The sequence below is a fragment of the Bradyrhizobium sp. USDA 4486 genome (genome assembly GCF_054057995.1).
In genome coordinates this window covers 7606168-7620094 of the sequence record NZ_JBSRZV010000001.1, presented here as the reverse complement: position 1 = coordinate 7620094, position 13927 = coordinate 7606168, and the positions used below count along the sequence as shown (strand labels likewise).

Sequence of the window (13927 nt, the reverse complement as noted above, 5' to 3'; positions counted from 1 at the left end):
GTGATTCCAAGGGGCATGGCAGACGAATCGCTTCTAAATGAGGACTGGACGAGAGTGGTTGCGCAGCTGGGTGGGGCTGAGCAGCTTGAGATAAGCGCGCGCCAGACGAAGGCTTTCGCGCGGCGGCGCCAAATTCCAGACGCGGTGGCGTTGCTTCGGCTGATGCTGGCCTATTGTTTAGGGGAAAGAGGATTGAGATCGACAGCTGCGTGGGCGGCTTCTGTTGGCCTTGCGGACCTCAGCAGCGTGGCGTTGTTCTATCGCCTGCGTCAATGTGGCGATTGGTTTGCAGTGCTGGTGGAGAGCTTGCTCGATGCGGCAGCGCCGAAGGCGAGCCGAGGCCGCCTGATCCGCATCGTCGATGCGACGACAGTACCTCAGGCCGGGCCGACTGCCCGCAGGAGCAGTGAGCTTTGGCGGCTTCATAGTGCATTTGATCTGCCAAGTGAGCGCTTTGGTCACTTCGAGCTAACGGATCAGCAAGAGGGCGAAACGTTTGACCGGATACCAGTAGTCAAGAACGAGATCCGCATTGCTGACCGCGCTTATCTGCAACCTGACCGCATCGCGGCTGTCCGCGCGGCTGGTGCCGACGTTCTGATCCGAGCAGGCTGGAAGAACGCGCGCTGGCTTGATGCCCAAGGCCTTCCATTCGATCTGATGGCCCAATTGCGTGCGGCAAAGGCACGCGGACTGATCGATCGGAGGATTTGGATCAAACGCAAGGACGGGGCGCCTCTGGCTATGCGTCTGGTTGCGGTCAAGAAGCCCACCGGTGCGGCCGCGGCTTCGCGTCGTAAAGCTCGGCGAGACGCACGAGACGAAAACCGCATCATCTCCAAAGGGACTCTGGAAGCCGCGGATTGGGTCATTCTGGTCACGTCGCTCGCACGGGACGAGTTCTCCGCCAAGGATGTGCTTGCACTCTATCGACTGCGATGGCGGATCGAACTTGGCTTCAAGCGACTGAAAAGCCTGATTGGTCTCAAGACACCGCCTGGAACTGATCAGCGTTCGGCGAAGCCCTACCTGCTGGCTCACCTCTTGATTATCCTGCTGCTCGAGCCGCTTGTCCGCGACTTCGAGGACTCTCCCCACTGGAAGCAGGCCGCCTGACGACACCTGGCGGTTGGCGTATCTTGCAACAACTCGTTGCATCCTTGCTGCAAGCAATCATTCCACAACCAACCATCCGCCGCTTGCGCCGCAGTAAGCGAGCGCTCGGGCGGCACCTGCGCGAGCCTCCCCGAAAACGTCAATATCAATCAATGCTTGCGCTACCTTAACGCCTATGGGGAAGACCGGGCGCCAGCTGGCACCCACGAAACCCCTGCGCTGAACGAATGCACACGCAATGCACAGGGGAGACACAGGGCAGCCGAAACCAGGCCTTCCCTGCGCGATGGTTTGACGGCTTATGCGCGCTCTCCCGGGAGCCGAGTTCCTTCTGGCCTCCCTCGCCCTCGCGAAATGCACGGCAACGCGCCGGTTGACGCGATGACGCCTTCGCCAGGGCTTGACCGTAGCAACGACGGCCAGGACCACGCGGTTTCGCCGTACGCAGGCTTTCATGCGTCGCCAAGAGGCTTCGCAAGACATTGGGCGCCGTCCGTCTTCGCGGTTCGCGCCATGCTCACGAGGTTCATCTCGCCCTGCACGCGCGAAACCGCCTTAACGCCGCCCGCGTCCACCGCAACTCCCAGCCCGCGTTCGAAACGACGTACGACCGCCCCTTTGGTGGGCCGAGATGGCCGACACATACGACAATTCCGAATTTCGGTAAAGTGGAATATCTTTTGACGAGAGGGGATTGACAGCGGATTGGGGTGTTCTGACCGTCGGGTGTTTCCTACCGCAGGCCTATGAGGCCCGGAGTTAAACGGGGCGCCGATCCGAAATTCAAGTCGCTGCTCGCGCGACGAGGTGCGATCGATCGCTAGCACGCCTACGAGAATGAGGCGGCGAAGCGGGCATTGCGCGACTGGTGTAAGCTCCATTCGATTGACGTCATCGACTGATCCGGCAATCGACCGGAGACCACCACTGAAGGGCCGCGACACAGCTCTGCCGTCTTCTCGCCCGCATTGTCATTCAGGGAGACGGGCGGGGCGGCTTACGGTGGGCAAAGTTCCCTGGGGTTCCGTGTGATCGTCCGACATCCTCTGCAACGCGATTCCCGTCATTCTGTTTCGCGCCGCGCTCTCCTCCGCGGATTTGTATCGGCAGGGAGTGCCCTCGCGCTCGGCGGATGCGCCGGCCTGGGCGCCACCGGCGCGCGATTTGACGCCTCGTCCCTCTCCGTCGACCCCACCTTGCTTGTCACCACCACGCGCAAGCCCGTGAACGGCGGCCGCACCAAACCATGGTTTGGGCCGGAGCGCGCGACCGCCATGACGGTCGCGAAGGCAAAGCTGGTGGCGCCGGACGAAAGCCGCCTGTCGCTCGCCTCGGTGGGACTCGGCGATTGGCGCCTCGATCGGATCGAACCGGTGTCGGCCGACGCGGCCGATCTCGCTACGCAGACTGGCGGAGGGGACGTGCTGATCTATGTGCACGGCTTCAAGCAGACATTCGAGACCGCGGTGCTGGACGCCGCCCATCTCTCCGATGGCATCAGGTTCCGCGGACGGACCATGGCATTCTCCTGGCCTTCCAAGGCAGGCCTGTTCGACTATGCCTATGATCGCGACAGCGGGATGTGGTCTCGCGACGATTTCGAGCGCGTGCTCTCCGCGCTCGTGTCGGCCCCAGGCGGCGGCCGCGTGCATATCGTTGCGCACAGCATGGGAACCATGCTGACGCTCGAAAGCCTGCGTCAGCTCCATGCGCGATACGGCGACACGGTGACGAGCAAGATCGGCGCGGTCGTGTTTGCCGCGCCCGATATCGACATGGACGTGTTCTCATCGGCAATCCACCGCATCGGCCCGCTCGCCGGCAAGATCACCGTCATCGCCGCGACGAACGATCGCGCACTCGCGCTGTCGGGCCAAATCGCAGGTGGAATGACCAGGGTCGGCGCCGCCGAGAAGGATGTCATTCAGCGGCTCGGCGTACGCGTGGTCGATGCCTCCCAGGAGGGCTGGGGCATCATCAACCACGATCTGTTTCTTTCGAACGCCGAAGTCCTGCGGGTGATCCGCCGCTCGATCGACAGCACGACGGCGTGAGAGCCCACGTACTCGGCTCGGAACGCAAGGATCAGGGTCTTGCCCGATCCGGCGACGCCGCGAATGATGCGATACCCCGCCCAGACTGCGCGCGAGCTGCTCCTGATGCAGGTCCATGACTGCAAGCGTCCGGTCCGAAGGATCGGCCTCGGGCGCGTGGTCGAGAGGCAGGGCAATCTGCCGGATGCGGATCTCCGGAAAGAGCAGCGCGCGCAGGCGGTCGAACTGCGGCATGGAGAGCGGCTCGCCGGGACGCGGATGAACCATCTGCCACAGCAATGGCTTAGGATTGGGCTGGCGATCCGCTCAGAGGAAAGTCGCAGCCTCTCATCTGATTGAAATGCTTCATAATTTCGACGAGACCTCTTGCGCTCAAGCGGAGCGCAGCCAGAGCCAGTTCGAAAAGGAGGCGCGTGCGGCATCCGCATATTCTCAAGCGCCGGACAGGACGATGACCAAACGATCTCGCCACGAAGTTGGTCAACGATGATGAATTGCAGCTTGCGGATGGAAGACCTATGTTGGGCCTCTAGTCAGGCAGCCGCCCATCGTTTGGCAAGAGTCTGCAAGGTCGACCTCACGGTGGATGGTTTCCATTCTGCATCGGAGGTGATGCCATGGCCATTGCTCCCACGCTCCAGAAATACCTAGCCGCTGAGAACATCCAGTACGAGGTGATCCCGCACGAACTCAGCATGACGTCCGCTCGAACGGCCCAGACATGCCACATCTCGGGCGACCGCCTCGCCAAGGGCATCGTGTTGCGGCGCGACGGCGGATACATGCTGGCGATCTTGCCCGCATCGCATCACCTCCGCCTGTCGGACCTGAGGACCAGCCTCGGCGACAATGTCCACATGGCCAATGAAACCGAGATCAATCGGCTGTTCAGCGACTGTGCACACGGCGCAGTTCCTGCCGTCGGCAAATGCTACGGATTGGATATCATCGTCGACGACAGCATCGAGGCACAGCCGGACGTCTATATGGAAGCCGGCGATCACGAGACGCTGCTTCATATGGGTCACGCGCAGTTTGCACGCATGACGGCCAACGCACCGCACGGGCGCTTCAGCGCGCATGACTGAGGATCGTGCGCCGCCCATGGCCCTTGCGAGCCTGGGCGGGAACTCTGGCCGCGAGCTCGCCGCCATACTGTTCAGCAGGTTGGCGGCGGGAGTGTCAGCGCCTGTCCGGTCGGAGTTCGGAAGATGGGAGTAGCGCTGCATCGCATTGACGCACTTGCAACCCACGAAAGGAGGCCGCCATGAAAGTCAAAGACGTGATGCACAAGGGTGTCGACTGGGTCAGCCCCGACACCCCGATCACCGAGCTTGCCAAACTGATGCGGGCCCATGACATCGGCTGCATTCCGATTGGCGAGGACGACAAGCTGGTCGGAATGGTGACCGACCGCGATATCGTCTGCAAAGGGCTCGCGAGCCACAGCTTCGATGCCGGCCGCGCCACGGCGCGCGACGTGATGACCGAGGGCATCCATTGTTGCCGCGAGGACGATGACCTCGCCAAGGCGATGCATCATATGGAGAAGCTGCAGGTCCGCAGGCTGCCGGTGATCAACAAGAGCAAGCGGATGGTCGGCATCATCAGCCTGGGTGACGTCGGCCATTCCGCGTCGGGTGACATGCTCACCGAGACCGTCAGGAGCGTTGCGGCGCATCACTGAACTTGCGGCCAGGGCTCTCCTCGCGATCGCCGCTCGAACAGGCGTTGAGGGGAGCCCGGGCCATGCGCTCATCGTGTGGTGTCGCAGAAGGTCGAGGAATCAAGCGGCCGACTGAGTCGTCGAAATCCACGGACGGCAGTCTTGCGCAACGTCCACCACACCGGCGGCCGAATCCAAGGCGGCCTTCAAGGTGGGCCCGTCCTGATCGAGTTCACGGGCCAGCACCTCGCGATCGCAGGCATTCTCCCAGAGCGAAACCGTGATGCTGGCGACGCAGTTGCTGATCATACTCGTCAGCGCCCGCGCTTCCGACATGAAACGGTCAATGCCGATCAGCAGCGCCACGCCGGTCACCGGCAGGTCCGGCATGACTGTCAGCGTGGCAACGAGGGCGACGAACCCGCTGCCGGTTACCCCTGCCGCGCCTTTGGAGGTCAGCAACATCAGCCCGAGCATCGCCGCGATCTGCCCCCACGACAGGTGAATGTCGCAGGCCTGCGCGATGAACATCGAGGCGAGCGTGAGGTAGATCGCGCTGCCGTCGAGATTGAACGAATAGCCCATCGGAAGCACAAGTCCGGACACACCCTTCTGGCAGCCGAGTTGTTCGAGCTTGCGCAACGCGCCAGGCAGCGCTGGCTCCGACGACGACGTGCCGAGCACGATCAGCAGCTCCTCCTTGAAGTAGCGCATGGTCTTCCACAGGCTGAAGCCGTTCACCCACGCCAGCGTCCCGAGCACCACGACAACGAAGACGGAGCAGGCGAGGTAGAATGTCAGGATCAGAAGCCCGAGCGAGCCGATCGAATGGATGCCGTATCGGCCGACGGTGAATGCCATCGCACCGAAAGCGCCGAGCGGGGCAAGCTTCATGACGAAGCTGAAGGACGCAAACAGCACCTGCGAGAACGAGTCGATCCCCTTCATCACCGCGCTACCGCCATCGCCGGCACGGCTCAGACCAAACGCCACCAGGATGGAGACCAGCAGCACAGGCAGCACTTCGCCGTCGGCGAAAGCGCCAAAGAACGAGTGCGGGATGATGTGGAGGAGGAAATCGGCAAAGCCGGACACGGCCGCCTGCTTGGAATATTTCGCAGCCACCGACGGATCCAGCGTGCTGACGGAGACGTGCATGCCGACACCCGGCTGGATCAGCATCACGGCGGCGAAGCCAGCCAGCAGCGCGAGCGCGGTCAGCAAATAGAACAGCGCCATGGATTTGACCAGCGTGCGGCCGATCTCGCGGGAGTCGCTGATGCTGTTGATGCCGCTGACGATCGTGCAGAACACGATCGGCGCGATCATCATCTTGACCAGTTTAACGAACCCGTCTCCCAGGGGTTTCAGCGCAGCGCCGAATTCGGGCCAGAAATGGCCGATGGTGATACCCAGCACGAGTCCGATCAGCACCTGAACGTAGAGAATTTGATAGAACGGCTTTCGTGTTTCACGGGACGAGCCCGCAACCGACGCTTCGATTCGCATTTTCATTTCTCCCTGTGCTTATTTTTTTCAGCAACGTCGCCCCGGACGAAATTCACGCCGCGAGAACGGCCTCCCGAGGCACATGCGACCGCCGTGCGAACACCATGCCTTCGAAGATTCGCCGGGCTGTGCGCTGCACCCGGGCAACCGGACCTGACTCCAACCGGACCACGAGATGGCCGGAAGGATGGGCGAGTGTCACCGATGCCGGAAGATCCAACCGGCCCACCATCTCGGCGGCGAGCGTGCCCGATGTTACGCAAGCGGTCGCGACAGCGACGGCCCCGGTCACGGCCAGCGCGCTATGGCAGTCGTGCGGCATGAAGTAGCGGGTGTTCAGGGTGGCGTTCATGGCCGGCGCGATCATGATCGGCTTCGGAATCACCATCGACCCTGGATCGGCGAAGCCCATGCGACGTCCGGCTTCGATGCGCAAACCTTCCAGTCGTGCGCGAAAGCCGGGGTCGACAAATGTGGAAGGGGCTTCGCAGCCGGTCCATCCGAGGTCCGCGGCGCGGATCAGCATGACGGGCATGGCGGCATCGACGCAGGTTACATCGATCCCATCGATCACGTCGATCGGGCGTCCGGTCGGCAGCAAGCGGCCGGTGCGTGCACCGGCAGCGTTGGGGAACGACAGCTCGATGGGCGCAGCTCTGCCTGGTACGCCGTCGATCTGTGCCTCGCCCTCGTAGGTCACCCGGCCCCCGGGGGTCGCGACCGTGGCCTCGATCAGCTTGGCGGTGTTGACGTTGTGGATGCGCACATGAGTGCGATCACCGGTGGCGGCAACCAAACCGGCTTCAATCGCGAAGGGCCCTACCGCCGCCAGCATGTTCCCGCAATTGGGCGAGGTATCGACGATTCCTTCGCGGATGCGCACCTGGGCGAACAGATAGTCCACATCGGCCCCTGGCACCGACGGCGGCCCGACGATCGCTACCTTGTTGGTGACGGCGTTACCGCCGCCGATACCGTCGATTCCGAGATCGTGCCCACCTCCCATGACCGACAACAGCAGAGCGTCGCGCAGCCTGGGATCGGCCGGCAGATCGCTGGCCAAAAAGAACGGGCCGCGCGAGGTGCCACCGCGCATGACCACGCAGGGAATAGCGATCTGATCGTTCATGGGGCCTTCCTCGCCGCGACATTTCTCACTTGCGCCAGACCATCCCTCACCCCCTTAATTTTGTGAAATGCAAAGATTTGATCTATTATTGCGGATATCGAAATAGAAGGAATTCGCCATGAATGCTGAATTGCTCGATCTCAGAGCGTTCGTCACCATCGCTGAGTTGGGCAGCTTCGTCCGCACTGCGAAGGCCTTGAACCTGTCGCAACCGGCACTCAGCCGGCGCATCCAGAAATTGGAAGAAAGCCTTGGTGCGCCATTGCTCGAACGGTCAACGCGCCACGTCAATCTGACCATGGTCGGCCGCGACTTCCTGCCCAAGGTGCGCCGCCTCATCGACGAGTTCGAGACCTCGGTGCTCGGCATCCATGACCTCGGAGCGCGCAGTTCGGGTCTGGTTTCGGTCGCCGCCGTGCCGACCGCGGTTTTCTACTTCCTGCCGCGCGCGATCGGCCGGTTCGCCGCGGCGTATCCGCGCATTCGCATCCGGATTCTGGATATCGGCGCCAATGAAGGGCTGGAGGCGGTGGCGCGCGGAGAAGCCGATTTCGGCATCAATTTCATCGGCGCCTCGCATGCCGAAATTGAATTCCAGAAACTGGTTGAAGACCCTTTCGTCCTTGCATGCCGTCACGATCATCCACTGGCGTCTCGCAAGGAGGTGAGTTGGCCGGAATTGGTCTCGCACCGCATCATCACTGTCGGCCGCAACAGCGGCAATCGCGCGCTGATCGACAATGCATTGGTGCGACACGGCCTGCAGCTGAACTGGGCCTACGAGGTCGCACATCTCTCCGGCTCGCTTGGTCTCGTTGAAGCCGGACTTGGTGTCGCCGTGCTACCGAAGCTGGCGACGCCGGCGGCCGGCCATCCGATCATCCGCACCATCCGGCTGGTCGAGCCGGAGGTATCGCGGACGATTGGAATCGTGCGCCGGCACGGAGCGACACTGTCGCCTCATGCGAGCCAGTTCCTCAACATGCTTCTGGAGGCATGGCGCTCTCCTTCACCGACGCGGACAAGGCAGGCCGCGACGCATGGAGAAGCAAGTTCGAGCGCCAGGTCGAAGAGCCCGAAGCGGAAGCGCTGAGTACCCGCAGCGGGGCTCGGCTCCACTTCGCCGCTCAGGTTTGCGAGGCCTCACGTGATCCTGTGCGAATTGACAAACCAATAGGACGCGCTCCTCAAGCGGGGCGCATCGTACAATTGGCCTGGCCGCTGACGAGCCGGCGTTTGCAATGTACAAAAAACGTTGCGAACTGGCTCTTTCCAGATTTTTCTCGCAAGAATCTCCTGAGATCGCTTGCAATTCGCTGTGCTGTCGCGAGAGAGTTCCAGGTTGCCGGCCCACCTGTTGGAGCAGGGGATGAGCCGGGCCGGCACGCAGGCTCTTGTGTCTGGGGGCTTGCCGTGTCGGAGAACGAACGCCTGTGCAGCCGTTGGAGGAAACGGACGCCACGGGAATAAGCGGAAAGGGGCCCGCTCTTGGGGACGAATGGAATTGATAACGATCAATTGTCGAAAGTCATCGATCGATTTGGGGAGGCTGCGGTGGATCCTGCCGCTTGGCCCGCCATCATGGACGACATCTGCAGGGCGGTCGGCGCATCGGCGGCCGTCCTTCTCCAGAGCGACGTTCGGACGCCGGACGTCCCGCGGACGCAATCGATGGATGAGGGCACCCAGTTCTACTTCAAGGAAGGTTGGCACCTGACTGACCCGCGAGCCGCTGGATTTCCGCGCATGATGTCCGGCGAGATCGTCACCGACCACGATATCCTGACACCGGAGCAGATTCGCTCCGACCCCATGTACAACGAGGTGCTTTATCCGTTCGGGTTGCAATGGTTCGCGGGTGTTGGCTTTTGGGCCGGGTCCGCCGCATGGGCGTTGGCCATCCAGCGGACCGGGCACGAGGGTCCGTTCGAGGCGCGGGAGAAGCGCTTGCTTGCACGGCTTGCGCCGCGTTTGACGGAGACGGCCACCCTTTCGACCGCGGTAGGCCGGGTCGCCCTCACCTCCATGACGGACGTGCTGAGCAGGATCCGCCAGCCTGCACTGGTTATCGACCGGCAGGGCATGGTGCTGAGCACGAACGCTGCGGCCGATGCCGGATTTGACGAGGAAATCCGGATTAGAGATCGACAACTGGTCGTACGTGACAAGAAGGCGGCCGCCGAGCTTGATCAACTTGTCGACATGATCCGATCGACGCCCGATACCGCCGCGCTGCCCGCCGCCCCTGTGGTGGTCCGTCGCGCTGAAAAGCCACCGGTCGTCATCCGCATGTTGCCCGTCGATGGTGCGGCCCGCAGCGTCTTTCTCGGAGCGCGGTCGCTGCTTGTCTTGTCCAACCTGACTCCACGCACGCCCGAGCCCGCGTTGATTTCGCAGGCGTTCGATCTCACCTCGGCTGAATCCCGGCTGGTATCGCTGTTGGCGAGCGGCAGGTCTCTGGACGAAGCGGCACAACAGCTAGGGATTGCGCGAGAGACAGCACGTAATCAGCTGAAATCAGCGTTCTCCAAGACGGGTACGCACCGCCAGGCTGAATTGGTCAGCCTGGTATCGCAGCTGGCATGAGCAAAACGATCGCATCAGCACGCGTGCCAATCTCAGTGCTTTCTCAGTACTTGGGACGAACTGCGGAGGATTCGAACGCAACGTTCAGTCCGAACTGCGCGCCATAAGTGGCGACATTGTTCTGGCCGAATTGAGAGTAGAGCGCCGCGAAGGCGGTCGTATTGGGCGCGAACTTGACGCGCGTGCCAACCGTACCCGAGCCCCAGTCCTTTCCGAGCAACACTGCCGGCAGCGAATAGCTCGGGGCCGTGATGCTGAGCAGTGACGCCGTAACGAGCCTGCCGCTGCCGGCGAGTTCGTGATTCCACACCGCCCTGGCGTAAGGCTCCCAGATACCGAGGTTCAAGCTCGCCTGATAGCCAAGCTCGCTCACCGCGGAATTGCGAAGCTGGCTTCCGAACGCCAGGTTGGTCGGAGCGCCACTCGCATTGGTTTCCGCAAACGCGTCGATGTGCACCTGCTGGGCGATGATTCCGACGATGGGCCCGTGCGTGAGATAGATCGGCGCGGCCGCCGGTGCCTTAAGAGCCCTGCCAGCTCCATCGGGAAGGGCTCCGACAGCGGTCCGGAAGTGATAACCCGTCTCGGCCGCAACCGAGATGTTGGTACCATTGGTGCTTCCTCTGTTGGACTGCGTCGTGATGCCGAGCGGGACCACGCGATTGATCCCGTCGCTCAATGCGCCCCAAGTCGCAATGCCGTTCAGCCAGAACGCATCCTTGCGATACGCGCTGTAGAGGCTGATCGCGTATTCGGTCTGCCGGTAATCGCCGCCAAGGCTGAAGCTCTGCTTGGTGGTGCCGCCGGAGAATGCCGCGCCGACCAGCCAGTCGCGCGTGACCGCGTAGTCAAATCCGGCCGTCGCCGCCACCGGCGTTCCTGGATCGTCCGGAAAACCTGGAGAGCTGTTCGTCATCTTCAGCCAGGAGACGTCGCCGCTGACCCAGCCGTGGAACGCGCCAGGGGTGCTGAAGGACAGCGGGATCTGGTTGGTGATCGCGTTGACCACTGCGGTTCGCGTTTTCACCGGCGCCTCGGCCAGGTACGATATCTGGCTTGGCGCGACGATCAGGCCATAGAAATAGTCCGCTTCGATTTTATATCCGGTCGGTGAAAGATGCTGGTCATCCGAGAACAAACTCGTCAGCAAGGAATTCTGCGAGTTGAGATACGCCGTGCCGTTTAGTCCGGCACCGGCCGGCGTCGTCGAGGGAACGCAAATGAGGCCATAGCCTTGCGCGGCCGGGGCGCCAATCGGCGTGTTGCAAGCAGAAACGCCGCCGCTTGCTGTTGGCAAAACCGATGTAAGGCCGAACGCCGCCGGGTTCGCAACGACGAACTGTCGAAGCGCGCCTGAATCTGCGGGAATGAATTTGACGCCGCCGGCCGAGAGGTCTCCCCAAAGCTGCTGGTGATAAGCCACGAAATCAGAATTGGTCGTGAAGTAGGTCGGCAAAATGATGTAGCGCGCACCGGCTGCGCTCAGTTGCCCGATCGATGCCTCCAGAGCGGCCAGGCTGGGCTGCACGGCCACGTTGAACAAGCCGGCCGGCGGTGAGGCGCCGCCGTGGGTGGCCTTGTAAGCGTTGACGAAGGCGGTGCGGTCATTACCACCGGAGCGGATGATGTAGAGAGCGTCCGGATTGGCCTGCCCGCCCGTCGCCGCAAGATAATTGCCAATCTGCTGCACGGTGGAAGGGCTGGTACCTCCTCCGATGTTGGGCGAATTGTTCTTCGCGCCGGAGACCGCAAAATTCGTTCCTCCGCCTGGTGCATCACTCGGCGCCAGCGTCAGCCCGAAGGAGGCGGCCAGGAAATCAGTGTTCATGAGTCCGGCGGACGGCGTAATCGACCCGCCATTGGCGCGGGCCGTTACAAATCGGGCTTCATTCGACCAGCCCGAGCTCGTATACCGAAAGTATCCGCTGTCGAGCGAACTATCGCCAAATCCAACCAGCTGATTGAAGGTCTGTGCCGATGCGGAACCGGCGATGATCAATCCCAGACTCAGCGCCCCCAGGCCGCGCAACATCATTTCGGACCCCAAAAGTATGCACCCCGATACCTTGCCGCTCATAATGTTTCGGCTCTGATCGGGCATGACCCAATTGGGTTAATCCAAGCAAAGAATTCTCCTCATCGCGGTGAGCGAGGTCGCTATGATCCAAGTCCCGCGAGCAGCCGCTGACGGGAGGCAAAGCCATCCAACTCGAGAAAAGCGGATTTCGCAGCGCGCCAACGGAGTATGCCGTTAGCCGTTCGCATGGCTAAGCTTCTGATCAGACCCAGTTGTTCCTCACTTGGGGTGTGTTGGCCGTGCGTCGAAAGTACCCCGACGAGGGCGCCAGAGGAGGTCATAAGCGGGGTCGATTGGACGGCCTTGAACCCAGCCCGTTCGGCGATTCCCCGAAAAGGCAGAAATCGCGGGTCGATCGTGATGTCATTGAGAACGACCGGCTGCCGATTAAACAGCGCACGACCGCAGGCACAGCCATCGCGGATCGTTACACGACGAAAGCAGTCGAGAAACTCTTGGGTAAAGCCCTGCTGAGCCATGATCTCCAGGTGGCCCACCTTCCAGTCAATCAGTTGAACGTTCCCCAGCTCTTGGCCAGGAGCGGCAGTTCCGAAACGTCATGCATGATGGGAGCCTTCCGCAACCCAATTGGCATCAGTTGGACGCTTTCACCTTTAGCCGGAGCCCTGAGGAGGCAAACTCTCCTCGATCAACGCGCGAGATACCAAGATTGCCTCGCAAGTTTCCCTTACAATCTCGCGCGCCTCGAAAATCGCCTTGTCAGCCGACTGCAAGAGCGCCTCAGACGAAGAAGGAGGCGGACCGGCTCTCTCAGCCTTTCTGGCCAGAACAGCGGTCGTTGCGTCGGTCACATGATGGACCACCGCGACGATCGCGCCATTGTCATCGAGGACTGGCCAGTTCTTAGGGTGCCAATAGCGGACTTGCCAAGGGCGTCCTTCAGGCTGGATATCATATCTTTGCAGAGGCATCACCTGCCCGCGCCTTTCGTGAAGGACTTTGCCAAACGACGCGGCCAGATTGGCAACGCCGTCGGCACGCGTCAGGTGCGGATTGTCAGGGAAGGCCTCGAACATATCCAAACCGGCAAGCGTATCTCTCGAGCGAGAGACGCCGCCGAGATATGCGTCGTTGCCATTGACAATCTTCAGATCCGGCGTGAGCAGAAGTACGGGTATAGGGCAATGCTCGAATAACCGATGCCACGCGTCTTGTGCGCCGGCCAACAAAGCTTTCGGGGACCGGAAGTTCGGTTGCATAGTCGTCATTGTCGACCCGTGCCTCTGAGATCCCCCTTAATTTCGATCTTAGCTAAACCCGGCTCTTACGCCATCGAAAGGCATCGCCTCAAATCCAACCGCGTCAGCAAGGATCATTGTCTTGATGACCTCCGGATGGGTTTTGGCCACGGTGACGACAACCCCGCCTCCCCTTGAATGGCCGAGCAGATGCACCTGTCCAAGATCCAACCTGTTGATCAGCGGCACGACGTCGTCCGCGTGTTGCTCAAAAGAAAAAATCGTTGCCGAGATGATTTGTAGAAGAATCTGAGGTGCGGTTGACAACGTTTGACTGCTAGGCCGCTCGCGCTCCGGCACGCGCAGTGAGTGGGCTGTGTTCCGAGAAGATCCGACCTTCTCTCGTTCCACGAGAGCGGGGTTCAAGTGACACCAGCCTTAGTGCTTCATTTCGACCCGAGCCGGGCCAAACGCTAGTTGTTGCCGCACTAAGGGGCGTAAGCCCTCGCTGTCGATCACCGAACGCCAGCTATAACTGAGATGCCGCTATAGAACGCCGCTAGGCGCGCTATTCGTCCGGCTAAGTTATTG

The 13927-nt window shown here is 61.6% G+C and carries 13 protein-coding genes; 7 read left to right on the top strand and 6 right to left on the bottom strand.

Annotated features, from left to right (window positions below):
• Nucleotides 1-15 precede the first annotated feature (15 nt).
• From ACVWY3_RS36050 to ACVWY3_RS36030, 5 genes are all read left to right on the top strand, one after another.
• On the top strand, nucleotides 16-1116 hold the full coding sequence (locus ACVWY3_RS36050; protein WP_456836948.1) for an IS4 family transposase: 1101 nt from the start codon (nucleotides 16-18) through the stop codon (nucleotides 1114-1116).
• A gap of 1028 nt (nucleotides 1117-2144) precedes the next feature.
• The gene (locus ACVWY3_RS36045) at nucleotides 2145-3170 is read left to right on the top strand and encodes an alpha/beta hydrolase (protein WP_456842695.1); all 1026 of its coding nucleotides are present in this window, start codon (nucleotides 2145-2147) and stop codon (nucleotides 3168-3170) included.
• 63 nt (nucleotides 3171-3233) lie between these two features.
• Nucleotides 3234-3509: a hypothetical protein gene (locus ACVWY3_RS36040; protein WP_456842694.1), complete on the top strand. Its 276-nt coding sequence runs from the start codon at nucleotides 3234-3236 to the stop codon at nucleotides 3507-3509.
• Between the two features lie 278 nt (nucleotides 3510-3787).
• Nucleotides 3788-4258 carry an aminoacyl-tRNA deacylase gene (locus ACVWY3_RS36035; protein WP_456842693.1) on the top strand — a complete coding sequence of 157 codons (471 nt, stop codon included), beginning with the start codon at nucleotides 3788-3790 and terminating at the stop codon, nucleotides 4256-4258.
• A 179-nt stretch (nucleotides 4259-4437) separates the two neighbouring features.
• The gene (locus ACVWY3_RS36030; RefSeq protein ID WP_456842692.1) at nucleotides 4438-4857 is read left to right on the top strand and encodes a CBS domain-containing protein; all 420 of its coding nucleotides are present in this window, start codon (nucleotides 4438-4440) and stop codon (nucleotides 4855-4857) included.
• Between the two features lie 99 nt (nucleotides 4858-4956).
• On the opposite strand, the gene dctA is transcribed toward ACVWY3_RS36030, so the two are convergent.
• Both dctA and ACVWY3_RS36020 read right to left on the bottom strand, forming a co-directional pair.
• Entirely contained in the window at nucleotides 4957-6345 is a 1389-nt protein-coding gene (gene dctA, locus ACVWY3_RS36025; protein WP_456842691.1) for a C4-dicarboxylate transporter DctA, read from the bottom strand.
• A gap of 52 nt (nucleotides 6346-6397) precedes the next feature.
• Nucleotides 6398-7474 carry a 4-oxalomesaconate tautomerase gene (locus ACVWY3_RS36020; RefSeq protein ID WP_456842690.1) on the bottom strand — a complete coding sequence of 359 codons (1077 nt, stop codon included), beginning with the start codon at nucleotides 7472-7474 and terminating at the stop codon, nucleotides 6398-6400.
• A gap of 118 nt (nucleotides 7475-7592) precedes the next feature.
• Between ACVWY3_RS36020 and ACVWY3_RS36015 the strand changes: the two genes are divergently transcribed.
• Nucleotides 7593-8567 (top strand): LysR substrate-binding domain-containing protein, encoded by a 975-nt coding sequence (locus ACVWY3_RS36015; protein WP_456842689.1) that lies wholly within the window; start codon nucleotides 7593-7595, stop codon nucleotides 8565-8567.
• Between the two features lie 461 nt (nucleotides 8568-9028).
• Nucleotides 9029-10060, top strand: coding sequence for a helix-turn-helix transcriptional regulator (locus ACVWY3_RS36010; protein WP_456842688.1), 1032 nt, complete (start codon nucleotides 9029-9031; stop codon nucleotides 10058-10060).
• 43 nt (nucleotides 10061-10103) lie between these two features.
• Here the strand turns inward: ACVWY3_RS36010 and ACVWY3_RS36005 are convergent, their stop codons facing one another.
• The 4 genes from ACVWY3_RS36005 to ACVWY3_RS35990 all read right to left on the bottom strand — a co-directional run bounded on the left by ACVWY3_RS36005 (nucleotide 10104) and on the right by ACVWY3_RS35990 (nucleotide 13663).
• Nucleotides 10104-12095: an autotransporter outer membrane beta-barrel domain-containing protein gene (locus ACVWY3_RS36005; RefSeq protein WP_456842687.1), complete on the bottom strand. Its 1992-nt coding sequence runs from the start codon at nucleotides 12093-12095 to the stop codon at nucleotides 10104-10106.
• Between the two features lie 122 nt (nucleotides 12096-12217).
• Complete coding sequence (locus ACVWY3_RS36000) at nucleotides 12218-12616, bottom strand: GAF domain-containing protein (protein ID WP_456842686.1); 399 nt, start codon at nucleotides 12614-12616, stop codon at nucleotides 12218-12220.
• A gap of 135 nt (nucleotides 12617-12751) precedes the next feature.
• Nucleotides 12752-13357, bottom strand: a complete 606-nt coding sequence (locus ACVWY3_RS35995; protein WP_456843538.1) for a PAS domain-containing protein — start codon at nucleotides 13355-13357, stop codon at nucleotides 12752-12754.
• Nucleotides 13358-13405: 48 nt separating this feature from the next.
• Nucleotides 13406-13663, bottom strand: a complete 258-nt coding sequence (locus ACVWY3_RS35990) for an alpha/beta fold hydrolase (protein WP_456842685.1) — start codon at nucleotides 13661-13663, stop codon at nucleotides 13406-13408.
• Between the last annotated feature and the right edge of the window lie 264 nt (nucleotides 13664-13927).

Bases quoted from the DNA above. Each gene is read 5' to 3' on its own strand.
- ACVWY3_RS36000 (WP_456842686.1), bottom strand. From the start codon at position 12,616: ATGGCTCAGCAGGGCTTTACCCAAGAGTTTCTCGACTGCTTTCGTCGT.
- ACVWY3_RS36050 (WP_456836948.1), top strand. From the start codon at position 16: ATGGCAGACGAATCGCTTCTAAATGAGGACTGGACGAGAGTGGTTGCG.
- ACVWY3_RS36040 (WP_456842694.1), top strand. From the start codon at position 3,234: ATGATGCGATACCCCGCCCAGACTGCGCGCGAGCTGCTCCTGATGCAG.
- ACVWY3_RS36030 (WP_456842692.1), top strand. From the start codon at position 4,438: ATGAAAGTCAAAGACGTGATGCACAAGGGTGTCGACTGGGTCAGCCCC.
- dctA (WP_456842691.1), bottom strand. From the start codon at position 6,345: ATGCGAATCGAAGCGTCGGTTGCGGGCTCGTCCCGTGAAACACGAAAG.
- ACVWY3_RS36015 (WP_456842689.1), top strand. From the start codon at position 7,593: ATGAATGCTGAATTGCTCGATCTCAGAGCGTTCGTCACCATCGCTGAG.
- ACVWY3_RS36035 (WP_456842693.1), top strand. From the start codon at position 3,788: ATGGCCATTGCTCCCACGCTCCAGAAATACCTAGCCGCTGAGAACATC.
- ACVWY3_RS36005 (WP_456842687.1), bottom strand. From the start codon at position 12,095: ATGATGTTGCGCGGCCTGGGGGCGCTGAGTCTGGGATTGATCATCGCC.
- ACVWY3_RS35995 (WP_456843538.1), bottom strand. From the start codon at position 13,357: ATGCAACCGAACTTCCGGTCCCCGAAAGCTTTGTTGGCCGGCGCACAA.
- ACVWY3_RS36020 (WP_456842690.1), bottom strand. From the start codon at position 7,474: ATGAACGATCAGATCGCTATTCCCTGCGTGGTCATGCGCGGTGGCACC.